The 23,981-nt window shown below is 70.7% G+C and carries 19 protein-coding genes; 3 read left to right on the plus strand and 16 right to left on the minus strand.

Translation table 11 applies throughout. The features are described 5' to 3' along the window. Positions 1-42: 42 nt before the first annotated feature. From tsaE to glmS, 6 genes are all read right to left on the minus strand, one after another. Complete coding sequence (gene tsaE / locus ORV05_RS29965; RefSeq protein WP_268755308.1) at positions 43-528, minus strand: tRNA (adenosine(37)-N6)-threonylcarbamoyltransferase complex ATPase subunit type 1 TsaE; 486 nt, start codon at positions 526-528, stop codon at positions 43-45. Further along, complete coding sequence (locus tag ORV05_RS29970; RefSeq protein ID WP_407652603.1) at positions 513-1,607, minus strand: alpha/beta fold hydrolase; 1,095 nt, start codon at positions 1,605-1,607, stop codon at positions 513-515. Before ORV05_RS29970 ends, tsaE begins: the two co-directional genes overlap by 16 nt. Then, positions 1,607-2,740 (minus strand): alanine racemase, encoded by a 1,134-nt coding sequence (alr, locus tag ORV05_RS29975; protein WP_268755310.1) that lies wholly within the window; start codon positions 2,738-2,740, stop codon positions 1,607-1,609. Before alr ends, ORV05_RS29970 begins: the two co-directional genes overlap by 1 nt. A 227-nt stretch (positions 2,741-2,967) precedes the next feature. Further along, on the minus strand, positions 2,968-4,419 hold the full coding sequence (gene xylB, locus ORV05_RS29980) for a xylulokinase (protein ID WP_268755311.1): 1,452 nt from the start codon (positions 4,417-4,419) through the stop codon (positions 2,968-2,970). Positions 4,420-4,569: 150 nt separating this feature from the next. Beyond that, entirely contained in the window at positions 4,570-6,024 is a 1,455-nt protein-coding gene (locus ORV05_RS29985) for an NAD(P)H-hydrate dehydratase (RefSeq protein WP_268755312.1), read from the minus strand. Positions 6,025-6,034: 10 nt separating this feature from the next. Continuing rightward, positions 6,035-7,897, minus strand: coding sequence for a glutamine--fructose-6-phosphate transaminase (isomerizing) (gene glmS / locus ORV05_RS29990; protein WP_268755313.1), 1,863 nt, complete (start codon positions 7,895-7,897; stop codon positions 6,035-6,037). Positions 7,898-8,054: 157 nt separating this feature from the next. Between glmS and ORV05_RS29995 the strand changes: the two genes are divergently transcribed. After that, positions 8,055-8,864 (plus strand): poly(ethylene terephthalate) hydrolase family protein, encoded by an 810-nt coding sequence (locus tag ORV05_RS29995; RefSeq protein ID WP_268755314.1) that lies wholly within the window; start codon positions 8,055-8,057, stop codon positions 8,862-8,864. A 15-nt stretch (positions 8,865-8,879) separates the two neighbouring features. Here the strand turns inward: ORV05_RS29995 and ORV05_RS30000 are convergent, their stop codons facing one another. The 6 genes from ORV05_RS30000 to rplM all read right to left on the minus strand — a co-directional run bounded on the left by ORV05_RS30000 (position 8,880) and on the right by rplM (position 15,102). Next, positions 8,880-9,323 carry a hypothetical protein gene (locus ORV05_RS30000; RefSeq protein ID WP_268755315.1) on the minus strand — a complete coding sequence of 148 codons (444 nt, stop codon included), beginning with the start codon at positions 9,321-9,323 and terminating at the stop codon, positions 8,880-8,882. Between the two features lie 6 nt (positions 9,324-9,329). After that, positions 9,330-12,200 (minus strand): hypothetical protein, encoded by a 2,871-nt coding sequence (locus ORV05_RS30005; RefSeq protein WP_268755316.1) that lies wholly within the window; start codon positions 12,198-12,200, stop codon positions 9,330-9,332. 2 nt (positions 12,201-12,202) lie between these two features. Further along, positions 12,203-12,508, minus strand: a complete 306-nt coding sequence (locus ORV05_RS30010) for a hypothetical protein (RefSeq protein WP_268755317.1) — start codon at positions 12,506-12,508, stop codon at positions 12,203-12,205. 140 nt (positions 12,509-12,648) lie between these two features. Beyond that, positions 12,649-13,983, minus strand: coding sequence for a phosphoglucosamine mutase (glmM, locus tag ORV05_RS30015; protein WP_268755318.1), 1,335 nt, complete (start codon positions 13,981-13,983; stop codon positions 12,649-12,651). A 166-nt stretch (positions 13,984-14,149) separates the two neighbouring features. Next, entirely contained in the window at positions 14,150-14,635 is a 486-nt protein-coding gene (rpsI, locus tag ORV05_RS30020) for a 30S ribosomal protein S9 (RefSeq protein ID WP_268755319.1), read from the minus strand. Positions 14,636-14,649: 14 nt separating this feature from the next. Then, positions 14,650-15,102: a 50S ribosomal protein L13 gene (rplM, locus tag ORV05_RS30025; RefSeq protein WP_268755320.1), complete on the minus strand. Its 453-nt coding sequence runs from the start codon at positions 15,100-15,102 to the stop codon at positions 14,650-14,652. A gap of 198 nt (positions 15,103-15,300) precedes the next feature. Here rplM and ORV05_RS30030 point away from each other — a divergent pair, with 198 nt between their 5' ends. After that, entirely contained in the window at positions 15,301-16,191 is an 891-nt protein-coding gene (locus tag ORV05_RS30030; protein WP_268755321.1) for a hypothetical protein, read from the plus strand. 5 nt (positions 16,192-16,196) lie between these two features. Then, positions 16,197-16,817: a DUF4333 domain-containing protein gene (locus ORV05_RS30035; protein WP_268755322.1), complete on the plus strand. Its 621-nt coding sequence runs from the start codon at positions 16,197-16,199 to the stop codon at positions 16,815-16,817. Between the two features lie 108 nt (positions 16,818-16,925). On the opposite strand, the gene ORV05_RS30040 is transcribed toward ORV05_RS30035, so the two are convergent. From ORV05_RS30040 to eccCa, 4 genes are all read right to left on the minus strand, one after another. After that, positions 16,926-17,207 (minus strand): WXG100 family type VII secretion target, encoded by a 282-nt coding sequence (locus tag ORV05_RS30040; protein WP_407652604.1) that lies wholly within the window; start codon positions 17,205-17,207, stop codon positions 16,926-16,928. 65 nt (positions 17,208-17,272) lie between these two features. Then, on the minus strand, positions 17,273-17,590 hold the full coding sequence (locus ORV05_RS30045) for a WXG100 family type VII secretion target (protein WP_268755324.1): 318 nt from the start codon (positions 17,588-17,590) through the stop codon (positions 17,273-17,275). Positions 17,591-17,821: 231 nt separating this feature from the next. After that, complete coding sequence (locus tag ORV05_RS30050; protein ID WP_268755325.1) at positions 17,822-19,804, minus strand: type VII secretion-associated protein; 1,983 nt, start codon at positions 19,802-19,804, stop codon at positions 17,822-17,824. Positions 19,805-19,913: 109 nt separating this feature from the next. Further along, entirely contained in the window at positions 19,914-23,924 is a 4,011-nt protein-coding gene (gene eccCa / locus ORV05_RS30055; RefSeq protein ID WP_268755326.1) for a type VII secretion protein EccCa, read from the minus strand. Between the last annotated feature and the right edge of the window lie 57 nt (positions 23,925-23,981).

The raw sequence follows: 23,981 nt of genomic DNA on the forward strand, positions 1-23,981 counted from the left end.
GGTCCCTTCACAGCCGTTATGACCGTGAAGGGTCCCTGACCCTCAGGTGAGCGCGTGGTCCTTCAGGCGGTCCTGCCAGGCGCCGTGGGGTTCCAGGGTGGCCACGCGCACGTCGTCGGGGCGACGGTCGAGACGGACGACGAGGTGGTCCTCGGACAACCGTTCCGCCGAGCCCTCGCCCCACTCGACCACGACCGCCGACGCCTCGAGATCGGTGTCCAGGTCGAGGTCGTCGAGCTGGTCGAGGTCACCCCCGAGCCGGTAGGCGTCGACGTGCACCAGTGGCACGCCGCGCTCGCCGGCGGGATGCACCCTGGCCAGCACGAAGGTCGGCGAGCTGACCCGCCCCGAGACGCCGAGCCCGGCCGCGATCCCCCTGGTCAGCACCGTCTTCCCGGCACCGAGCGGGCCGGAGAGCAGCACCAGGTCGCCGGCGCGCAGCAGCCTGCCGAGCGCCTCGCCGAACCGCACCGTGTCCTCCGCCGTGGCCAGCAGGACCGGCCCGTCCGCGCCTACCGCTTGCGCCATCGCCGGATCCGTTGTGAAGCACTCATGCCCTCTACTCCAGCACATCGCCGCAGCAACTCGTTCAGCCGGGCGTTGACCAGGCCCGGCTGTTCCAGCTGCACCATATGCCCGGCCCCCGGGATGCGCGCGAGTTCCGCGTCCGGCAGTTCGGCCGCGATGCGCTCGGCGTGGGAGATCGGGGTGAGGCGATCCTTCTCCGCCCCGACGACCAGCACGTGCACGTGCCGCAGCCCGGCCAGCGCCTCGTAGCGGTGATGGCGGTCGAGCGTGTCGGCGAACTCGACCAGCACGCGCACCGGGGTCACCGCCAGCATCTCGATCATGAAGTCGACCACCTTGCGCGGCACGTCCCCGGAACCGAACGACAACCGCCGCAGCGCCGGGCGGGTCAACTGCCCTCCCGCCGCGCGCACGAACTCGACCAGCCCCGGCTGCCAGCCCGCCAGACCCCCGACACCGCGGGTCAGCGGGTTGTACTTCGACAGCAACGAACGCGACACGCCCTCCCGGCCGACCTCACCGGCGGCGGTCGCGATCAGCGCCACCCCGCGCACCCGGTCGCGGAACAGGGCGGGGTTCCGCTGGGCCAGCTCCATGATCACCATGCCGCCCATGGAGTGCCCCATCAGCACGACGGGTCCGGTGGGCGCGACGGTCCGCAACACGGCGTCGAGATCGTCCGCGAGCTGTTCGATCGTGCTGGTGCCTGCCGTGGCCGCCCCGGAGGAACCGTGGCCGCGGTGGTCGTAGTACACCTGCCGGATCCTCGGCCTGCCGCCCCCGGCCAGCCCGTAGCGCTGGAAGTGCCAGCTGCGCTGGGACAGCGCGAAGCCGTGCACCCCGACCACGGTGAGATCCACCCGGTCCCCTTCGGGGTCGATCTCGGACACCACGAGCGGGGTTCCGTCGTCGGCCGCGACGGTCGAGACGCGATGGGGCGCCAGGTCGCCGAGCCGGTCCAGAAGCGAGGGCCGCGACGTCGCCGGCTCCGACGCCTCCTCGGGCACGGCGGCCCGCCCGGCTCCGCCGAACAACGCCCCCACACCGGTCAGCAAGGTGAGGAGGCGGGCAGCGGCCATCATTCCTGCCCCAGGTACCGCCGCGGAACACGAGGGCGGTACATGCCGGTGACGATCTCGTAGTCGATGGTGCCGATCTCGTCGGCCCATTCGCGTGCGGTCGGCTCACCGTCGGCACCCGGGCCGAAGAGGATCACCTCGGCGCCCACGGCCGGTTCGTCGTCACCGCAGTCCACGACGAGCTGGTCCATGCACACCCGGCCCACCACGGGACGGCGCCGTCCCGCCAGCCACACGCTCATCCGGCCCGACAGGGTGCGGGGTACGCCGTCGGCGTACCCGGCGGGCACCAGGGCGAGCGTGGTGTCGCGGGGCGCGGTCCAGGTTTGGCCGTAGGACACCGATTCCCCGGCATCGATCCGCTTGGTGAGCACCACAGTGGACCGGAAGGTCATCGCCGGACGCAGATCTTCCCGCTGGGGCAGGGGATTGAGGCCGTAGATCGCGATGCCCGGGCGGACGAGGTCGAAACGGAGGTCCGGTCTGGACAGTGCGGCGGCCGAGTTCGCGATGTGGCGCAACGGGTTCAGCCCGGCCTCACGCGCGACCTCGTAGGCGGTGCGGAACCGTTCGGCCTGCCTGTCGATGGACGGGTGGCCCGGCTCGTCGGCGCAGGCCAGATGCGACCAGATCGCCACCACCTCGACGTCCGGTTCGGCGGCGGCCGCCTTCACCAGCTCCGGCCAGTCTCGCGGAATGCAACCGCTGCGCGACAGTCCGGTGTCGATTTTCAGGTGCACCCGGGCCGGAAGCCCCACCCGGCGCGCCGTCGCGGCGATCCGCGCGAGCTGTTCCGCTGTGCTGACCGAAAGGTCGACGTTCTGCACGATGCCCGGCGCGTAGTCCACTTCGGGCAGGTCCAGCCAGCTGAACACCCGCGCGGTGATACCGGCCGCGCGGAGCGCGAGGGCTTCGGCCAGCGAGCAGGCACCGAGCCAGGTCGCCCCCGCTTCGAGGGCCGCCTTGGCCACCGGGACGGCACCGTGACCGTAGCCGTCCGCCTTGACCACGGCCATGGTGGCGGCACCGGATTCGGCGGCACGGGCCGCGAGCAGGCGCACGTTGTGCCGGACGGCGCCGAGGTCTACGACGACCTCGGCATGCGGGAACGAATCGGGGAGATCGGGGCTCATCGAATGCCATTTTCCCATATCAGACGGCTGCTGAAGGTACTCCCCCCGTGCCCTTCCCCACAGCCGCGGTTTTACCGGTCGGTTCGAGCCCGCACTGGTGAGGCTGTCCTCAGCAGTGCGGGAGTGGTCGTTTCAGCCCGCTCGGGCGCCGACGGCGCCGGCGGACACAGCCAGCCTCCTGTCCGGATTGGACAGTTGATCGCCCGCCGGGTCACCGGTGGCCGCGTTCATCGGGCCTCCCCTCGGCTCGGGGCGACCTGGTGCACGAGTTCCCGCAGGACGAGGTGCCGCTCGCGGAGCTCCTCACCGACCGAGACGTCCCCTTCGGCCAGTTCCCGCTGCCCGGGACCACTCCACACCGGCGGTTCCCCCGCGCCCGACAGCGCCCAAGCCGCCTGCCGGGCCGCACCGAGCGCGACGAATTCGGCGGGCTCCGGCACCACCACCGGAACGCCGAACACGGTCGGCGCGATCGACCGGACGGCGGCGGACTGCGCCGCACCACCGATCAACAGCACCCGCCGAACCGTGATCCCTTCCGCCCGCACCGCGTCCAGTCCCGCGGCGAGGCCGCAGAGCATGCCCTCCACGGCGGCGCGGGCGACGTTCGCCGGGGTCATGTTGGCGCGGCGAAGGCCGTGCAGGGAACCGGCCGCGTCCGGCAGGTTCGGCGTGCGCTCGCCGTCGAGATAGGGCAGAAGGGTCAGCCCGTCCGCGCCGGGGTTCGCGGCCAGAGCGAGCCGGTCGAGCCCGGCGAGGTCGGTGTCCAGCATCGCCGCCGTCGCGGTCAGCACGCGGGCGGCGTTGAGGGTGCACGCCAGCGGCAGGAAACGGCCGGTGGCGTCGGCGAAGCCCGCGATGACGCCGCTCGGGTCGGCGGAGGCCGTCTCGCACACCCCGAACACGGTGCCGCTCGTGCCGAGCGAGACCACCACGTCCCCCTCGCCCAGCCCCAGCGCGAGGGCGGCGGCCATGTTGTCGCCGGTTCCGGCGGAGACCAGCATCCCGTCCGGGGTGTGGCCCGCGGGCTCGGCCGGACCGAGGACCTCGGGCAGCTCCGGTTCACGCCCGCCGAAGGCGTGCTTGAGCAGGTCGCCGCGATAGGTGCCCTGTGCCGGCGAGAAGTACCCGGTACCGGACGCGTCACCGCGGTCGGTGACCGGTCGGCCACCACCGAGCAGGCGCCAGGTGAGCCAGTCATGGGGCAGCAGCACGCGCGTCACGCGGTCGGCCAGCTCCGGTTCGTGCTCGGCCATCCAGCGCAGCTTCGTCACGGTGAAACTCGCCACCGGCACCGAACCGACCGCGTCGGCCCACGCCTTCGGCCCACCGAGTTCCCCGACCAGGTCCTCCGCGGCCTGCGCCGACCGGGTGTCGTTCCACAGCAGCGCCGGGCGCACGACCTCACCGGCTTCGTCGAGCGTGACCATGCCGTGCTGCTGACCGCCGACCCCGATGGCCGACACGCCTTCGAGCAGGCCGGAAGTGGCCGCGGTGAACGCCTCCCACCACAGGCGGGGCTCCACTTCCGTGGTGTCCGGGTGCGGAGCGCGGCCGGTGCGGACGATCGCCCCGGTGGCGGCGTCCACGACGACGACCTTTGTGGACTGGGTCGACGAGTCGATTCCGGCGACCAGTGCTCGCGCGGAGTCACCGCTGCTTCTTCGGGCGGGCGTCATGAGGATGAGCCTGAATCACTTTCGCGATTCAGTCCAGAGTTCCGGGACAATTTCGGTGAAGTTTCGACGATCCCGCACTCATCCGGTCGCCGCACCGGAAGCTTTGCGGTGGGGGGCCCCTTCACAGCAAATAGGGCCGTGAGGGGCCCCTCACGGCCTAGGGAAGCCCGGGTGGCGGAGGTGGCGGAGGGCATCCGGGATGGCGGCGAGGACGCCTGAGGCCGACACGGGCACGCCGCGGGCGGCCAGGTCGGCGGCGAGCGAATGCACGCCCGCGGCGGCGCCGGCCGCGAGCCACGGGTCCACCCCACCGGCCAGCAGGGCACCGATCAGGCCGGACAGCACGTCCCCCGAACCGGCGGTAGCCAGCCACGACCCCTGCGCGACGTTCACCAGCACCCGGCCGTCCGGGGCCGCGACCAGCGTCGTGTTGCCCTTCAGCAGCACGACCGCGTCGTACTTGCGCGCGGCCTCGCGCACCGCGGCGACGCGGTCGTGCCCCAGCTCGTGACCGGTCAGCCGCGCGAACTCACCCGCGTGGGGCGTGAGCACCAGTGGCGTACCCGGCTCCCGCGCGTCGAGCACCTCGGGGAAGCGCGCCATCAGTGTGGTGGCGTCGGCGTCGGCACAGACCGGCACCCCGGCCTCCAGCACTTGCCGCAGCACACCGCGGCCCTCCTGCCCGGTGCCGATGCCCGGACCGACCACCCACGCCTGCACCCGTCCGGCGTCGGTCACGGAACCGGTCGCGATCACCTCGGGCCAGCGGGCCCGCACCACGTCGGCGGCCGGTCCCGCGTAGCGGACCATTCCGGAGGTGGCGAGCACGGCGGCACCGGTCGCCAGCACCGCGGCGCCGGGGTAGGTGGCCGAACCCGCGGCCACCCCGGTGACCCCCTGCGTGTACTTGTTGTCGTGCGGGCCCGGCACCGGCCAAGCCGCGGCGATGTCCACGCCGTCCAGCCGCCGCAGATCCGGTTCCCCGAGTTCGGGCGCGAGACCGATGTCGATCAGCACCACTTCACCGCAGCGTTCCGGATTGAGCACGTGCACGGGTTTGCGGGCGCCGAAGGTGACGGTGCGAGTCGCGGTGATGGCGGGGCCGGTCACCGCACCGGTGTCCGGGTCCACGCCACTGGGCAGGTCCACCGCCAGCACCGGCGCGCCGATGTGGCCCACCAGCGCGGCCGCGTCCCCGCGCAGCGCCCCCCTGGCCGACAGCCCGATGATGCCGTCGATCACCAGGTCCACGCTTTCCAGCAGCTGAGACGCCCGTGCCGGAGTGATCACCCGGCCGCCGGAACGGCGTAGCGCGGCCAGCCCCGCCGCGTGGGTGCGCTCCGGGTTGAGCAGCACGGCGGTCACGGCGACACCGCGCCTGCGCAGGAAACTGCCGGCCCACAGGGCGTCCCCGCCGTTGTTGCCCGCCCCGACGAGCAGGGCCACCCGGCGGCCCACGACGTGTCCGGTGTGTTCGGCGAGCAGATCGGCGGCCTGCACCGCGACCCCGAAGGCGGCACGCTGCATCAGCGCCCCTTCGGGGGTGGCGGCGAGCAGCCGCGCCTCCGCGGCCCGGAGGTGTTCGGTGGTCCAGATTCCCTGCACGCGGCCCTGTCTACTCCACGGTCACGGACTTCGCCAGATTGCGGGGTTTGTCGACGTCGTAACCGCGCGCACGGGCGATTTCCGCGGCGAGGACCTGGAGCGGCACGCTCGACACGAGCGGCTGCAACAGGGTCGGCACGGCGGGGATCTCCACCAGTTCGTCGGCGTAGGGGCGAACCGTGTCGTCGCCCTCCTCGGCGATGACGATGGTCCGCGCGCCGCGGGCCTGGATCTCGCTGATGTTCGACACCATCTTGGCGTGCAGCACCGCACGGCCCTTCGGGGACGGCATCACCACGACCACCGGAAGCCCCTCCTCGATCAGCGCGATCGGCCCGTGCTTGAGCTCGCCCGCCGCGAAACCTTCGGCGTGCATGTAGGCGAGTTCCTTGAGCTTGAGCGCACCCTCGAGTGCCACCGGGAACCCGACGTGCCTGCCGAGGAACAGCAGGGCCTTGGCGTCGGCCAGCTTCCGGCCGAGTTCCCGAACTTGCTCTACTGTGGACAGTGCTTTTTGTACCGCCGCGGGCATCGCCTCGAGCTCGGCGAACTCGCGGGCCACCTCGTCCGGGTACTTGGTGCCGCGGGCCTGGGCCAGTGCCAGGCCGACCAGGTAGTTCGCCGCGACCTGCGCCAGGAAGGTCTTGGTCGCCGCCACCCCGACCTCAGGCCCGGCGTGCGTGTAGAGCACCGCGTCGGACTCACGCGGGATCTGCGCCCCATTGGTGTTGCAGATGGCCAGGACGCGCGCCTTCTGCGCGCGGGCGTGCCGCACCGCCTCCAACGTGTCGGCGGTCTCGCCGGACTGCGAGATGGCCACCACCAGCGTGTCCCGGTCCAGCACCGGGTCCCGGTAACGGAACTCGCTCGCCAGCTCCACCTCGACGGGCAGGCGCGTCCAGTGCTCGATGGCGTACTTCGCGATCAGGCCCGAGTGGTAGGCCGTCCCGCACGCGACGACGAAGACCTTGTCCACGTCCCGGAGGTCCTGATCGGACAGCCGCTGCTCGTCGAGGATGATGCGGCCGCGGTCGAAATGCCCCCGCAGCGTGTTCGCCAGTGCCTCGGGCTGCTCGTCGATCTCCTTCAGCATGAAGTAGTCGTGGCCGCCCTTCTCGGCCGCCGACAGGTCCCAGGCGACGGTGAACGGCTTGGCCTGCGCGGGCTCCCCGGCGAAGTCGGTCACCTCGTACCCGTCACGGGTGATCGTCACGAGCTGGTCCTGGCCGAGCTCGACGGCCTCCCGGGTGTGCTCGATGAACGCGGCGACGTCCGAGGCGACGAAGGTCTCCCCATCCCCGACCCCGACCACGAGCGGCGAGGAGCGGCGTGCCGCCACGATCAGGTCCGGCTCGTCCGCGTGCGCGACGACCAGGGTGAAAGCACCGTCGAGGCGGCGGCACACGGTGCGCACGCTCGCGGGCAGGTCACCGGCGGTGGGGCCGTCGGCGTAGGCGCGCGCGATCAGGTGTGCGGCGGTCTCGCTGTCGGTGTCGCTGGTCAGCTCGACCCCGTCGGCCTCCAGTTCGGCCCGGAGCGCGGCGAAGTTCTCGATGATGCCGTTGTGCACCACGGCGACCCGCTGGCTGGTGTCCCGGTGCGGATGCGAGTTCCGGTCGATCGGCGCACCGTGGGTGGCCCACCGGGTGTGGCCCATGCCCGCGGTTCCCCGGAAACGATCACGGCCGGTCTCGTCCAGCCTGCCTTCCAGGTTCACCAGACGCCCGGCCTTGCGCTCGACGGTCAGCGAGCCCGCTCCGTCCAGCACGGCGACGCCCGCCGAGTCGTATCCCCGGTACTCCATTCGCCGGAGCCCGCCGAGCACGACTTCCAGCGCGGGCCGGTGCCCGACGTATCCCACGATTCCGCACACGCCCATCAGCCTAACGAGCGACACCCGCCACACTCGCCCGGCTCGTGACGGGCCCACCGCCACGGTGAGCCCGCCCACAGCCGACCGGTGGTGGCACGGCCGGTGCTGCCGGCCTGCTGGCGCGTCCCGGCGGCCGTGGTCGGATACGCTTCCGGCCATGGCCGCCAAGCCGAAGGAACTGCTCCAGGAGCTGTCCCACCGCGGACCGCACGAAGTGCTGCGCGGCAACCTCGCGCTCGCCGGACTGCCCGGGGTGGTGTTCACCCCCGCCAGCGGGCTCGGCCTGCCGGGCGTCGCGTTCGGCCACGGGTGGGTCCAGCCACCCGGGCGGTACCACGACCTGCTCGCTCACCTGGCGAGCTGGGGCATCGTGGCGGCGGCTCCCGCGACGCAGCGCGGCCCGCTGCCCTCGCACCGGCTGTTCGCCGCCGACCTGGTCACCACGCTGGACATCCTCACCGGGGTGCGCCTCGGGCCGGGCGGGCTCAGCGTCGCCCCGGACCGGCTCGGCCTCGCCGGTCACTCCGTGGGAGGCGGCGCGGCCGTCCTCGCGGCGGCCGGTGACCAGCGTGTTCGCGCCGTGGCCACGATCGCCGCGGCGCAGACCATCCCCCCGGCCACGGAGGCGGCCCGCAAGGTCACCGCGGCGGGCCTGCATCTCGCCGCGGCCGGAGATCTCATCGCACCCGCGGCGGGCAACGCCGAGGCCATCGCGAAGGCGTGGGGCGGCCCCGTGCAGCTCCGGATTCTGGACAAGTCCACCCACCTCGCCGTGACCGAGGGCAGGCACTGGAGTCAGCGGCTCCTGCAGGGCAAACCGCACCGAGGCACCCAACGGCTGGTCCGGGCGCTGTTCACCGCGTTCTTCCTGACCCACCTGACCGGCACGAAGAAGTACGAGCCCCTGCTGGCCGCGGACGTCAGGCGCGCGGCCATCGACTTCGACCCGAGCCTCGAAGCCGCCTGAGGCGGCGACGCGAGGTCAGTCGAGCCAGTTGCGGCTGGAGAAGTCGTCCTCGTCGAACTCGTCGGGCCGCGAGTGACGTCCACGCCGGGGCGGCGCCGGGGCGGGCACCTCGGGCACCGGCGAAGCCTCGAAGGACACGGGCGGCGCCGGTGGCACTGGTGGTGCCGGTTGCTCGGCCAGCAGTTCCTCCGACTCCCCGAACTGGAAGGTCTCGCCCTGCTTGGGAGTCCGCTTCAGCCATTCGTTCTGGGCGGTCGGGTCGTTCTTGGCCGCTTCCCTTGCCGCACTGCGCTCGTCGAGTTCCTGGCACAGGCGCTCGTTCTGCTCGCGCATGCGCTGGGACTCCGCGGCGATCTCCTGCCGGACGGCCTCGACGCGCTCGCCGATCTCGGCCGTCCGGGCGCGCGTGCTCGCCAGGATCTCCGCGTACCGGTTTTCGATCCCGGGGTCGATGCTCATCTCGCGCTACCTCTCGTACCGCACGGACCGGTCGCTCTCGTCGTCCAGTGAGCCCTTCATCTGCCCACTGGACCCGCTGGTGTTGAAGATGCCGCCATCGACGCGGTAGGCACGGGAGCTGCGCTCGGTGTCCTCACCGCCGCCACCGCCGCCCATACCGCCCATGCCCCCCATACCGCCCATCATGCCGAGCGAGCCCATCCCCCCGCTCATGGCCGCGGAACCGCCCCCGCTCTGCTGGCCGAACGCCGACGGGTCCCCGCCGACGGGTTGCGCACCGAGCATCCCGTGGACGCCGTCGGCGGCCGCCCCCGTGTGCATGCCCGCCCCGAGCGAACCGGCGTCGCCAAGGCTCCCACCGGACGCTTCGACGCCGTCCGCCCAACCGCCACCGAGCGCGGCCGCGCCACCACCGAGAGCGGCACCGCCCCCCTCCGGTGCGTTCGGGGCAGCGACGGAGTCCACGGCGGACCCGGCCGCGTGGAACGAGCTGTCGCTCGACGGCATGGTGCTGCCGATGTCGGCGGAGGGGACGGTGGCGGCGGGCGCGGGCATCGTGGTCACCCCGACCGGGGCCCCGTGCTCGACGGGGGCAGGCATCGTCGTCACATCGGGGCGCGCGTGCGAGGGCGTCACATCGTGGTGCGCCACGGATCCGTCCAGGTGAGACGCGGCGCCCTGGTCCGCCGGGGCCGGCATGGTCGTCACCCCCGGCTGGTGCGTGTGGTCGGCGGGCGCGGGCATGGTGGTGCCAGTACCGCCGTCGGGGCGGCTGCCGGTGCCGGACGGCACGGAGCCGTCGCCCTTGGCCGCCTGTCCGTCCGTGCCACCCTTGCCCTCCTCGCCCAGGGTGTAGGTGGTCGGCTTGCCGGTGCCGTCGTCCACGGTGACCACCGTGGGCCCGTTCGGCCCGTCCGGGCGCTCGGCGGTGATCTGGAGCTTGCCGTCCTGGATGTGGATCTTGCCGTCGGGACCGGGGTGATAGGCGCCGTCCTGGCCCGGGGCGCCGGCGACACCGGTCCCGGCTCCGCTGCCCTGGGGCCCGAATCCACCCTGGCCCGGCTGCGGCTGGCCCGGTTGTGCTTGCCCCGGCTGTGCGTGCCCCGGCTCCACCTGACCCGGTTGGCCGTGCGCGGCCGCGGCGTCTTCCTTGCCGTCGCCCCAGTCCAGCTTGAAGTCCTTGGGATGCCCGGCGCCGTCGTCGACCTTGACGTCCATCTTGCCGTTCTTGTCCGGCTCGGACATCTCGATCTTGTGGCCGTCCTTCTCCACGGACAGGGTTTCCCGCTCGTCGCCCGCGTCCTTGATCGCCTCGCCCGTCTTCGGGTCGATCGGATAAGGCTGGCCGGTCGACGGGTCGATCTCCAGCGGCTTCCCGGTGATCGGGTTGATGCCCTGCGCGGCCTCCTTCTTGGCCTCCTCCGCGACCGTGGCCGGGTCGCTCGGCGCGGCCTGCCCCGGCGTGGTCGGCGCGCCACCGCCGGGCGCACCGCCAGGCCCGCCTCCGGGGCCGCCACCAGGGCCACCGCCGGGCCCGCCTCCTGGCCCACCACCGGGGCCGCCACCAGGGCCACCGCCGGAACCCTGCAGGTCCGGGGTGCCGACGTCCGCGAACGGGTCCTGCTCCAGCCCCTTGCCGAGCCCCTGGATCATCGTGTCGTAGGTCTGCTGGACGCCCTGATGGGTCGCCTGCGCCTGCTGCTGGACCGCCTGGGCCTTGGTCGAGTAGTCGGTGACGAACATCTGCAGCTTCGTCTGCGTGTCGGCCAGCGCCTGCTGGTACTTCTGGGTCTCCTCCTGGATATTGTCCTCGGTGATCTTGTCGGCGACGCTGATCCCGAGCACCCCGATGAGCAGGCCGGTGAGGCCACCGAAGGCGAAACCGATCACCGCACCCGCGACCTTGTCGAAGGTGCTGCGGTTGTTCAGTTCCTGGATCTTCTGTTGCAGCTGGGAGATGACCCCGGGCAGTTCGTCCTTGGCCTTCAACAGTTCGTCGACCTGCTGCGGGGACAGGTGCGCCATCAGGCCGTCGCCGTAGATGTTGTGCACCTGCTTGGCGAAGTCGACGACCTGCTGCTCGACGGTGCCGATGCCCTGCGTGATCGTCGCGGGAGCGTTCCCCAGCGCCTGGGAAAAACGGCCCGCCGCACCGTCCATTTTGGATTTGAACCTGCCCGCCGCGGTGGCCGCGGAACCCTGCCAGTCCGCCATGTTCGTGCCCCACGCGGAGGCCAGTTGCTGGCTGGCGTCCGTCACCGCCTTGCCCGCCTGGGTCAGCGCGTCCGCGTCGGTCTTGAAGGCGGTGAAGTCGATGCCGCGGAACTGCTTGGTGGCCTCGCGAAGGCTCTGTGGGTCCAGACCTCCGCCCGGAGCAGCCGCACCCGGGGCGCCACCGCCCTGTGCCGCCTGCCCGCCGGCCTTGGTGAACCGGGGGTAGAAGTCGTCGAAGATCCGCAATGCGACATCGGCCTGGTCGATGATCTCGTCGGAGTTGTTGAACTTCCCCTCGTCGAGCCGCTTCTGACTGTCATCGAGGGCCTTCTTCGCCGCCCCCGTACGGGACTGCTCGCGCGCGACCTTCAAGGCCATCTGGCCGTTGGTCAGGTTCTGCATGGGCGCGCGCCCGCCGAAGAGGATGTCGTTGGTGTTCAGGCCGTTCAGCCCGGAGTATTTGCCGATCTCCTCGGGGGTGATCGCGTTCATGTCCGACAGGGCATACAGCATGTCCTGCTTGGTCTCACGGGAGACGTTCGGGTCGTCCAACAGAGCCCGCATCTGCTTGATGTCGTCCGGGCTGAACATCTTGGGCGCGGCATCTTTGGCCAGCATCGCCTCGAAGCCGCTCTGCGCGTACAGCGGGTTGTCGACAGCCATGATCAGTCCTGTCCGGGAATCGCGTGCCGCTGGGCCTGCTCGTTGTCGGAGTACTTCTGCGCGGCCGAGCTCAGCGTCCCACCGAACTGGGTGACCTCGGTCCCGTACTTCGCCACGCCGTCCTTGAACTTGCCGAACGCCTCGGCGTACCTGCCCGCCACGTCCTGGAAGCCCTGCCCGACCTGCCCCGCGGCGACCGTGGGCGTCAGCTTCCCCGCCGCCTGGCTGATCGCGCTGCCTTCCTGCGTGTAAGCGTTCGCTCCCGCGCTCAGCTGCCCGGTATCGGCCTGATAGCCCCCGCCCGCCATGCTCTCCCCCTCGTCGCCTCGGTCCCGATCGGCCTCTGCGCACCTACGACGTGACAGCCGGGTGTCCGGTGCCGTCGGATGGGTACAAAATCTACCGATCCGGACGAGGGGAAGACAGCCGTTCCGGCGAATCGAAAGGTTCAGGCCACCGCGGCGACGACCCCGGCCAGGCGGTCGGCGGCGGCCTGCGCGATCTCCTGCGAAGGAGCCTCGACCATCACCCTGACGAGTTGCTCGGTGCCCGACTGGCGCAGCAGCACCCGGCCCTGTTCACCGAGTTCGGCCTCCACCTCGGCCACGGCCTCGGCGACCGCGGGCGAAGCGACCACGGCGGCCTTGTCCGCGACCCGCACGTTCACCAGCACCTGCGGCAACCGCCGCATCACGGCGGCGAGCTCGGCCAGGGACCTGCCGCTGGCCGCCACGCGGCTCATCACCCGCAGCGCGGTCAGCAGGCCGTCCCCAGTGGTGGCCAGCGCGGGGAAGACGACGTGGCCCGACTGCTCGCCCCCGAGCGCGTACCCACCGGCACGCAGCTCTTCGAGCACGTAGCGGTCACCGACGGCGGTGGTCTTCAGGTGCACGCCGTGCTCACGCATCGCCAGGTGGAGCCCCAGATTGCTCATCACGGTGGCGACCAGGGTGTCGCGGGCCAGCTCCCCCGACTCGGCCATGGCCAGCGCCAGGATCGCCATGATCTGGTCACCGTCGACGAGCTCACCCGAGGCGTCCACGGCAAGGCAGCGGTCGGCGTCCCCGTCATGCGCGATCCCCAGGTCCGCACCGTGCTCACGCACCGCGGTCCGCAGCTGCTCCATATGGGTGGATCCGCAGCCGTCGTTGATGTTGATCCCGTCCGGCTCGGCGTGGATCGCGATGACCTCGGCCCCGGCCTTCCGGTACACCTCGGGAGCCGCGTACGACGCCGCCCCATTCGCACAGTCCACCACCACGCGCAGCCCGGCCAGCGGGTGCGGCGTGGCGGCCAGCAGGTGCTCGGTGTAGCGGTCGACCGCGTCATCCACGTCCGAGACGCGGCCCACCCGCGCCCCGGTGGGGCGCGGTGTCTCGGCGCCGATTCCCGCCTCGATCTCGTCCTCGATGTCGTCCGGAAGCTTGTGCCCGCCCGCCGCGAACAGCTTGATGCCGTTGTCGGGCATCGGGTTGTGCGAGGCCGAGATCATCACGCCCAGATCGGCGTTCAGCGCCGAGACCAGGTACGCGACGGCCGGCGTCGGCTGCACGCCGACCCGCAGCACGTCGGCGCCCGCGGAGGCCAGTCCGGCCACGACCGCTGCCTCCAACATCTCCCCGCTCGCGCGCGGGTCTCGGCCGACCACGGCCACCGGCCGGTGGGAACGGTCGTGCGCGGCGAGCACCCGGGCGGCACTGGCGGCGACGGCGAGCGCGAGCTCCGGGGTGAGATCCGCGTTGGCGAGACCCCGGACTCCATCGGTGCCGAACAGGCGAGCCATCTCATCCTCTCCTCGAGTCCTCTGCGACCCGGACAACCTAACGCCCCCGAACCTGACGGTAGCCCGTACCTCGGGGGTGGCCGGACGGGCACCCGGGCGGCGAACGACCACGGAAACGACAAAGGCGCCCATCCGGAGGGGATGGGCGCCTTTGGGTGTCCTGCCGTCAGCGCTTGCTGTACTGCGGGGCCTTGCGGGCCTTCTTCAGGCCGTACTTCTTGCGCTCGGTGGCACGGGCGTCCCGGGTCAGGAAGCCGGCCTTCTTCAGCGCGGGACGGTCGTCGGCGTCGACCTCGACGAGCGCGCGGGCGATCGCCAGGCGCAGCGCACCGGCCTGGCCGGAGATGCCGCCGCCGTTGAGGTTGCCGAAGATGTCGAACGAGTCCGGCTTCTCGACGGTCACCAGGGGCTCACGGATGAGCTGCTGGTGCACCTTGTTCGGGAAGTACTCCTCGAGGGTGCGGCCGTTGAGCTTGAACTTGCCGGTGCCGGGGACGAGCCGCACGCGGACGACGGCCTCCTTGCGGCGGCCGACGGTCTGGGCGGAGCCGCCCGCAGCGCGCGACGGCCGGGGCGCGGCCGGGGTCTCGCTGGTGACGATCGCCTCGGCGCCCTCGGCAACCTCCGGGGCCTCGGTCTCGGTGCTGGTCACGAACGTTTCCTCACTCACTTGGCGACCTGCGCGATCTTGGTGATCTCGTGCTGCTGCGGCTGCTGCGCGCCGTGCGGGTGCTCGGGGCCGGCATAGACCTTCAGCTTCTTACCCTGCGCCCGGCCGAGCTTGTTCTTCGGCAGCATGCCCTTCACGACCTTCTCGACCAGCCGCTCCGGGCGGGTGTCGAGCAGCTCGCCGAAGGAGCGCTTGCGCAGACCACCGGGGTAGCCGCTGTGCCGGTACGCGAACTTCTGCTCGCGCTTGTTGCCGGTAAGGGCCACCTTCTCGGCGTTCACGATGATGACGAAGTCACCCGTGTCCACGTGAGGGGCATAGGTCGGCTTGTGCTTGCCGCGCAGCAGCGTGGCAACCTCGGTCGCGAGACGGCCGAGCACGACATCCTCGGCGTCGATCACGTGCCAGGCACGGGTGACATCGCCAGGCTTGGGGCTGTACGTGGGCAAGGGTCTACCTCGTCGTCAACTTGCGTGTGGGGTCGAGTGCGGGCCTAGCGCGTTAACGCCGCAGCGCACAACGACATATGAAGATACCCCCTCACTTTCCAGCTCCGTGAAGTGGGGTACCCGGCGACAGTCATACTAGTCTGAAGGCAGTCGATCACGTCAGCCAGCTCCATCGTTCACACTCTGGGGGGTAGCACGGTGAACGCCGTCCGGGTGAAGACGCGGCTGGCCGCGTTGCTGTCGTGCGCCTGCCTGCTCGTCACGGCGTGCGGGAGCGCGAAGGCGGGCACCGCGGTGCCCAACGGCGAGGACGCGGCCGCCTACGTCAGCGCCAAGTTCGCCAAGACCCTCAAATCGCTTTCGGACCAGTTCGGCGGCATCGAGGACCGCAAGAGCGTACTCGACACCTTCGCCCGGTTCGACGACAAGAAGATCAACAGCACCGTCACGGCGGTCCAGCTGGGCCACCCGCCGGCCCGGCTCGCCAAGAACCACTCCAACCGTGACTCGAACGAGTACCTCGACACCTATCATCCGGCCAACAGCCCGGTGGAGTACATGCTGCTCGGTCCGGTGTACGCGAGCCTCGCGCCCACCCACTGGGTGTCGATGCCCTACACCGCCGGCGACCTCAGCGAATGCTTCTGGGCCGGCGCACAGGAGGTGTGCAAGATGCTCGGTGCGGTGTCCGACTCGATCGACCAGGGCAGGGCCGCCAAGAGCGCGAACAGCAAGGCCGACGGCAGCCTCGAACTCATCGCCGACGTCACACTCGGCGCCTTCATCGACAACCGGGTGGTCGTCTTCCCGAACTCGATCCTCGGCCAGATCACCGCCGAGATGAAGGCACAGGCGCTGCGGACGCGGATCGAACTCGACCCGAAGGGCAGGCTCACCGAGATCGAAATGACGGGCACGATCTCGGGCGGCGGGCACGAGGTCGAGATCAAGGAGCACTACCGGCTCGACGGCACGGCAAGCCAGAACGACCTGCCCAAGGTGCCCGACCCCGCCGACGTCACCGTGCTGCCCGACAGCGCCGCGGTGAGCGACTTCTACGCCCGCATGGGCGAGATCCAGAACCGGTGACCGGCGTGACACAACCCCCGAACCAGCCCGGCTGGTGGCCCCAGCAGCAACCACAGCAGCAGCCCTGGCAACCCGGCTATCCCTCGCAGCCCCAGGGCTACCCCACGTCCGCGCAATCCCCGGGCTACCCCACAGCGCCGGGCACAGCGCCTGGCTTCCCGGCGGCGCCGGGCCACCCCGGAGCACAGCAGCCCTACCCCGGAGCTCCACAGCAGCCCGGTTACCCGCCCCAGCAGGCCTTCCCCGGACAAAACCCCGGCACCAGCTACGGCGGCCTCGGGGCCTTCGAGGGCAGCGGCAAACCCAAGCGCGGCAAGAAGCCGTTGCTCATCGCCGCCGGCGTTGCCGTCGTCCTCGCCGCCGCCGGACTCGGAGCCTGGCAGTTCGGCGCCTTCCGCGGCGCCGTGCTGGACCAGAAGTCCGTTCAGGACGGTGTACTGAAGGTGCTGCACGAGGACTTCGGCGAGGGCGACGTGCGCGACGTCCATTGCCCCGGGGACCAGCCGGCCAAGACCGGCACCACCTTCGAATGCACGGTCACGGTGGCAGGCCAACCGAAGAAGGTGGCCATCCGGGTGCTCAACGACCAGCCCCAGTTCGAGGTCGGCGCGCCGAAACAGGGCTGACCACGATACCGCCACGCGCTGGGAAGCCCGGCGCGTGCGGCCGGTTCACGGCCTGACAAAAGGAAAAAGGGCCCCGACCGAAGCCGGGACCCTTCTCGGATGGCCTTGTCAGCCGCCGAACATCTTGGTGATGCCGGAGTCGGTCGACTGGTAGCCGTCGGCGATCTGCGGGAGCGCGGTCGCGATCCGGGCGAGCAGGCCCTTCATGTCCTCGAGCGAGCGGTTCCACTCGTCCTGCCGCTGGTGCCACGCATCCTGCGCGTCACCGGTCCAGCTGTCGGTCAGCGGGGCGATGTTCGACTTGAGCTGGTCGAACAGCGACTCGATCTCCGAACCCGCCTTCTTGCAGTCGTCCGCCGCCTGGTGAATGGTGGCGTAATCAACCTTCATGGCACCGTCAGCCATTGTTTCCCTCCGATTCCGCTAAAAGATATTGGTGAATGACCGGTGATGACTTACAGACCTTCGAGGGCCGCCTGCAGCGAGCTGACCTGCTGCTGCACGTCCTGGTCCTGGGTCTCGTACTGCACACCGGAAGACTTGAGCATGTCGGCGATGTGCTGAAGCGCGTCGTTCAGCTTCTTGGACTTCTGCCCGAAGGCGTCCATGACCTCCTGGAAGACCCGCGCCGCCGGGCCGGACCAGCCGGCCTGGGTGGCCTCGATCTCGCTGGCCAGACGCTGCAGGTTCTGGTCCATCTGAAGCTTGGTCTCGTTCACCTTCTGGTGCGCGTCAGCGAACTGTGCCGGGTCACCGGTGAAACCGCCTGCCATCAGAGGTTACCCCCTTCGTTAGTGGTGTTATCCGCACTGCTTTGTGGGTACGGACCTACGACGAAGACGATGCCATGGTTGGTTCCGCCTTGTCCTGCTTTGCCGGGAAGTAGTTGCGAGAGTGAATGCCCGACCGCGGAACCGGCCGGAAAACGGGCCCCCGAAGCGGCGAAAGCGCTTCCGGGGCCCGCAGGGGAAGGCCGGAGTGCCCGCACGGACACTCCGGCGCGCTCAACCGGTGATCTGCACGGTCCGCACGATCTGCTCGCACGCCGAGGCGACTCGGTCGTGCACGGACTGCGTGGCGTACTGGCAGCCCACGTTCACCTGCACCGTGCCCTTGGCGACCACATACCAGTCGATCGGACCGTAGTCGCCCGCCTGGCGGTAGGCGATGACCTTCCGCCCGCCGAAGGTCGCGTCGGCGTTGAAACCGCTGTAGGCCGCACCCGCCTTCTGCGCCTGGCTTCGCAGATCGTCGGCCAGTCGCTGGGGATTCGCCGACACGTCGTAACCCAGCGAGTACTCCTGCACGGAAATGGCGTCGTTGGCCGCGGAGCCGTCAATCGGTTTGAGCAGCGTTTCGCGGTACTGCGCCTGCCCGCCGGTCTGGGTCCAGTCCTGTGGTGCGGAGAACTGGTAGTGGTACTGGGCCACCACCTTCCCGTTCGGCACGTTCCCGTTCTGGACACCGCTGTTCTGGGCGACGGTGTTCCGCGTATCGCCGTTCTGCGTGCCCTCGTCCTTGTTCAGCGCGAAGACCAGGCCGGCGACGGCGGCCACCACCACGACCGTCGCGCCACCGATGATCCACGGCAGCCTGCGCGACCTGCCAGGCCGCTCGGGCGGAGGCGGCGGTATCGGGGTGGTCGCGGCGGGAACGCCCTGCGGCGGAGACAGCGGAGGGGCGGGCGGCCTTCGCTGCCCCGCACCCGCCGCGGGCCCCGCGGTGCTCCCGTATCCGGCGGGCGGCCGGTTGGGCGGCCCCGCCGGGAAGGCGGGCCGGGGGGCGGCCGGGCCACGCACGATCTTCGTCTGCTGCTCGCCGATCCGCGGCGGGGCTGGCGTCCGTGCCGGCGGACCGGGCGGCGCGGGCCGCTCCCGCTCGCTCCGCACGGCCAGCAGGGCACCACGCGCGACCACCGTTTCCGGCTGGTCCAAAGTGGTCGGAACCACGCCGGTGCGCTCGTGCACCAGCCGCGAAATCATCGGGATCCGGCTCGACCCGCCGACGAGGAAGATCGCGCTCAGCTGCGCGGGCCGCAGTCCGGCCTCCTCGATGGCGGCACGGGTGAGTTCGACCGCGCGACTCAACGGCGCCGCGATCAGCTTCTCCAGATCCTCCCGGGTCACATGGGCGTCGGCGAACGGCGGCGGCATCGGCACATCCGTGTAGGCGTGGCGGGACAACGTCTCCTTGGCGCCCCGCACATCCTGCCGCAACACCCGCCGACGACGGCGGTCGGCGAGTTCCCTGCCCTCCACCAGTTCCCGCCACGCGGCCGGATCCGCCGAGGACACCAGGCCCCCGACGTGTTCCAGCAACGCCTGATCCACGTCCGCCCCGCCGAAACTCGGGTCGCCGAGGGTGGCCAGGACCTGGAAACCGCGGCGGCCTCCGCCCGCCCGGCTCACCACGCTCACGTCGACGGTGCCGCCCCCGAGGTCCAGCACCGCCAGCGACTCGCCTGGCCGACCGCTCAACTCGACCGTGCGCTCCTGGTTGAGCTGGGCCGGTGCGAACGTCGCGGCGTGGAACACCGCCGCCGCCACCGGTTCCGGCACCAGTGTCACCTCACGGGCCAGACCACCCGCGGCCTGGCGCAGCAACCGCGTCCGCACCGCGCCCCAGTCCGCGGGATGGGTCAGCACCAGCAGGTCGACCTCGGCATTCCCCGCGAGCCGTCGCGCCTCCGAAACCGCGCGGGCCAGCACCGCGTGCACGACGTCCGTCACGCGCAACACGCTGTCGCCCAGCAGCAGTTCGCCCTCGTCGATCCGCCGCTTCGGATTCGGCTCGTAGCGCGAAGGGTCCATCGCCGCCTGCCGTTCGGCCTCCTGACCCACGAACAGCGTGCCGTCCGCCGCCGCGTACACCGCCGACGACATCAACGGCTGGCCGTCGATCACCACCACCTGTGGATCACGGCCGTGGATGGACGCCACCACACAAGTGCTCGACGTTCCGAAGTCCACCGCCACCTGCACCGTCACCGGCGGCACTCCCCTCGCCCCGGCCCGCCCGGGGTCCTGCTGCGCTCACCTGAACAGCGGAACGCGCCGCGGGGCGTCTCGTGCCCCGCGGCGCGCTGCCGTGCCGGCGTCATTCGGGTTGGATCCACGACACCTGCATGAGCTGCCTGCTGACCTTGCGGCTGACCATGATGCCGCGTCCGGGCGGCATCGGGCCGGGCTTGACGGTGCCGAGCAGGGTGCCTTCGTCCTTGCTGCCGTTCATCACCATGCCGGGGGCCGCGATTTCCTTGAGCTTGCCGATGATCGGGTCGTAGGAGGCGCGTGATGCGCCACCGGTGCGGCGGACGACCACCAGGTGCAGACCGACGTCCTTGGCCTGGGCCAGGAACTCCGACAGCGGTTTGAGCGGGTTGCTGGTCTGGGTCGCGACCAGGTCGTAGTCGTCCACCAGCACGAACAGCTCCGGCCCCTTCCACCAGGAGCGGTTGCGCAGCTGTTCCTGGGTGACGTCCGGCCCGGGCAGGCGCCGGGTCATCGACCCGGCGATGTCCTTGATCATGCCGTCCAACTGGTTGGCCGACACCGCGTACCCGAGCAGATGCGCCCCCTCCACGAAGCCGAGCATCGTGCGCCGGTAGTCGACCAGCACGATGACCGCTTCCTTGGCGGTGTAGCGCTCGGTGATCCCCCGCGCGATCTGGCGCAGCAGGTTCGTCTTGCCCGACTCGCCGTCGGCGAAGGCCAGGAAGTGGGAATCCGCTTCGAAGTCCAGGTAGACCGGCGCGAGTTCGTCCTCGTTGATACCGATGGGGACGAGCTTGGTGTGCCGCTGCTTGTCCATCGCGAGGACTTCGTCGTAGGTCACCATCTCCGGCAGCAACCGGACCTGCGGGGCGATCCGGCCCGTCCAGGCGGCCTTGATCTTGGCGACCGCGTCCGCCACCCCGGCACCCACCGTCGACGGGTCGCTGTCCCCGTCGATCCGCGGCAGGCCGGTCAGCATGTGCAGGCGATCCCTGGTCAGGCCGCGGCCCGGCCGGCCCTCCGGCACGTTCACCGCGACACGGCGGTCGATGTCGGACTCGCTCGGATCACCCAGGCGCAGCTCGAAACGCGTACCGAGCATGTCCTTGATCGCCGGGCGGATATCGGCCCACCGGTTCGCGGAGATGATCACGTGGATGCCGTAGGCCAGACCACGCTGCGCGAGCGCGGTGATCTGCGGTTCGAGCTCCTCGAAATCGTCCCGGATGGCCCGCCAGCCGTCCACGATCAGGAACGCGTCGCCGAACGGATCCTGCTCGGCGCTGATCTCCCCGCGCTTCTTGCGGTTGCGGAAATCGGCCATCGAGTCGATGCCCATCGCCCCGAACCGGCCTTCACGCTCGTTGGCCAGCGTGTTCAGCTCGGCGATGATGCGGCGGGCCTTGTCCGGCTCGCGCCGGGCCACGGCGACCCCACCGACGTGCGGCAACTCGGCCAGCCCGGCCAGGGTGCCACCACCGAGGTCGACACAGTAGAACTGCACTTCCTCCGGGGTGTTCGCCAGCGCCATCGACATGATCAGGGTGCGCAGCAGGGTCGACTTGCCCGACTGGGGACCACCCACGACCACACCGTGACCGGCCGCACCGGAGAAATCGGCCCACAGCGGGTCACGCCGCTGTTCGAAGGGCCGGTCCACGATCCCGATCGGCACCTGCAACTTCCCGTTGCCGAAGAAACCCACCGGCGACAGGCCACGGTCCTCGGTCGGGTTCAGGTTGGGCAACAGGGTGTCCAGCGAGTTCGGCTCGTCCAGCGGGGGCAGCCACACCTCGTGCGCGGGCGGGCCCTGCCCGACCAGCCTGCCGACGATCACCTCGAGTTCGCTGGGCTCGGTGGCCTCGTCGGACTCCGGCTCCGGGGCCGCGGCAACGGGCACGGGCTCCGGTTCCGGCTCCGGCGGCAGTTCCACGAAGTCCGGGACGAACAACTGCGGCCGCTTGTCCGCGCGGACCACGTTCGACACCGGCCCGGCGCTCTTGATCCCGGCAGGCCGGTACGGGCCGGACACATAGGACGCCTTGAACCGGACCAGCCCGGCCCCCTGTGTCGACAGGTACCCCGAACCCGGGATCGGTGGCAGCTCGAACGCGTCCGGCACACCGATCGCCGCCCGGGATTCCGCGGCGGAGAACGTCTTCAGACCAATCCGGTAGGACAGGAAGGTGTCCAGACCACGCAGCTTGCCCTCCTCCAGCCGCTGCGAGGCGAGCAGCATGTGCATCTGCAGCGACCGGCCCACACGACCGATCTGGAGGAAGATGTCGATGAAGTCGGGCTTGGCGGTCAGCATCTCCGAGAACTCGTCGATGCAGATGAACAACGCGGGCAGCGGGTCGAGGTCGGCACCGTTCTCGCGGGCCTTCTCGTAGTCCCAGACGTTCTTGTAGTTGCCCTTCGCGAGCACTTCCTGCCGCCGCGCGACCTCACCGGCGATGGCGTCCTTCATCCGGTCGACCAGGGTGAGGTCGCCGGCGAGGTTGGTGATCGTCGCCGCGACGTGCGGGGACTTGTCCAGACCGAGGAACGTCGCACCACCCTTGAAGTCCACCAGGATCATGTTCAACGCGGTGCTGGAATGCGTGGCCAGCAGGCCCAGCACCAGGGTGCGCAGGAACTCCGACTTACCGGAACCGGTCGCCCCGATGCACAGGCCGTGCGGGCCCATGCCCTCCATCGCGGCTTCCTTGATGTCCAACTCGACCTGCTGGCCGAACTCGCCCACGCCGAAGGGCACGCGATACCGGTCACGCACCGGACGCGGCCGCCACGCCTGCTGCACATCGAACGTCATCGGATCGCCCGGGATGCCCAGCAGCTCCAGCAGCGTCGGGTTGGACAGCAACGGCTCGTCCTCGGTGGCCTCCTGGGCCGCCGACCCCATCCGGTAAGGCGAAAGGCGCCGTGCCAGCGCCTCCGACTCCACCACGGACAGGAAGTCCGGCTTGCCGAACCACTCCACCCCACCCGCGCTGCGCGCGCCGACCCGGGTTTCCTCCACCACCAGGCGCAGACCGCGGCGAGCGGCGAGATTGCCCAGCGAGTCCGACAGGTCGATCAGGGTGACACCGACCAGGCCCTCTTCCAGGATGATCTGCTCTTCCCTGGTCACCTCGCCGTCGTCGATGACGATCACGACGTGCGGCTGGTCCGGGTTCGGCGTGGCGTTACGCGAGAACCGCGGCCGGTCGCGAAGCTCGGCATCCAACCACGACTCGATCTGCGCCAGCGAACCCGCCATCATGCGCATCTGCCCGATGCCGTCGGACAACTCGGGGTGCTGCACGTGCGGCAGCCACTTCGCCCACTCCCACTCGGCCTTGGCGCGACCCGCCGTGACGAAGGCAATCAACACGTCGTCGCAGCTGTGGAAGGTGATCAGCTGGGCCAGCATCGCGCGGGTGAGCCCGCGGGTGAGCTCACGATCGCCCTGCAGGCTGACCGCGGCGAACCCGCGCAACGTGATCTGGGTGGGCAGGTCCGGCACGATCGAATGCGCGCGGACGAACCGGCGCAACGCCAACGTGGCGATCGGCTCCAGTTCGTCCACCGGGCCGGTCTGCGGAGGCACGAGCCGGGTGGCGAGCCGGTGGGAACTGCGGCCGACGCGCAGGTGCAGGAAGTCCTGGTCGTTCTGGCGGCGCTCCCACATCCGGCGGCTGGCGGCAAGCGACCACAGCGCCTGGGGATCCGGGTGCACCCACTCCAGCGCGGCCCGCTGGTCCGCCATCGCCTCTCGGGCACGCTCCCGCATCTGCCCGAGGTACCGCAGGTAGTCCTTGCGGTCCTCGTTCATCTCGGCCTTCTTGGCCCCGCCGCCCTTGCCCCCGCCGGCGAACATGCCCCCCATCGACATGATCATCATCAGCGGGAACATCAGCGTGACCGGGCTGCGCGCGGCCGCCCCGCCGGTGGTGAACATGACCACGACCATGCCGAGTGTGGCCACGATCATGACCACGGGCATCATCTTCTGCACCACGTTGCCGGGAATCGTCCTCGGCACTTCCGGTGGCGGCTCGAGATGCACCTCGCCCCCGGGTGGGCGCGGCGCCGCCAGGCGTGGCGTTTTCTTGAACTGCAGCGTGCTCACCGAAGGACCCCTCTTCAACTCGACGCCCGGACTCCCGGCCCAGGGCCGCTCACACGG

It is taken from the genome of Amycolatopsis cynarae (assembly GCF_026802195.1).
In the GTDB taxonomy this organism is placed as follows: Bacteria; Actinomycetota; Actinomycetes; order Mycobacteriales; family Pseudonocardiaceae; genus Amycolatopsis_E; species Amycolatopsis_E rhizosphaerae.

Bases quoted from the DNA above. Each gene is read 5' to 3' on its own strand.
- ORV05_RS30010 (WP_268755317.1), bottom strand. From the start codon at position 12,508: ATGGCGGGCGGGGGCTATCAGGCCGATACCGGGCAGCTGAGCGCGGGA.
- ORV05_RS30040 (WP_407652604.1), bottom strand. From the start codon at position 17,207: ATGAAGGTTGATTACGCCACCATTCACCAGGCGGCGGACGACTGCAAG.
- alr (WP_268755310.1), bottom strand. From the start codon at position 2,740: ATGAGCCCCGATCTCCCCGATTCGTTCCCGCATGCCGAGGTCGTCGTA.
- ORV05_RS30005 (WP_268755316.1), bottom strand. From the start codon at position 12,200: ATGGCTGTCGACAACCCGCTGTACGCGCAGAGCGGCTTCGAGGCGATG.
- ORV05_RS30045 (WP_268755324.1), bottom strand. From the start codon at position 17,590: ATGGCAGGCGGTTTCACCGGTGACCCGGCACAGTTCGCTGACGCGCAC.
- glmM (WP_268755318.1), bottom strand. From the start codon at position 13,983: ATGGCTCGCCTGTTCGGCACCGATGGAGTCCGGGGTCTCGCCAACGCG.
- ORV05_RS29995 (WP_268755314.1), top strand. From the start codon at position 8,055: ATGGCCGCCAAGCCGAAGGAACTGCTCCAGGAGCTGTCCCACCGCGGA.
- tsaE (WP_268755308.1), bottom strand. From the start codon at position 528: ATGGCGCAAGCGGTAGGCGCGGACGGGCCGGTCCTGCTGGCCACGGCG.
- ORV05_RS30000 (WP_268755315.1), bottom strand. From the start codon at position 9,323: ATGAGCATCGACCCCGGGATCGAAAACCGGTACGCGGAGATCCTGGCG.
- xylB (WP_268755311.1), bottom strand. From the start codon at position 4,419: ATGACGCCCGCCCGAAGAAGCAGCGGTGACTCCGCGCGAGCACTGGTC.
- ORV05_RS29970 (WP_407652603.1), bottom strand. From the start codon at position 1,607: ATGGCCGCTGCCCGCCTCCTCACCTTGCTGACCGGTGTGGGGGCGTTG.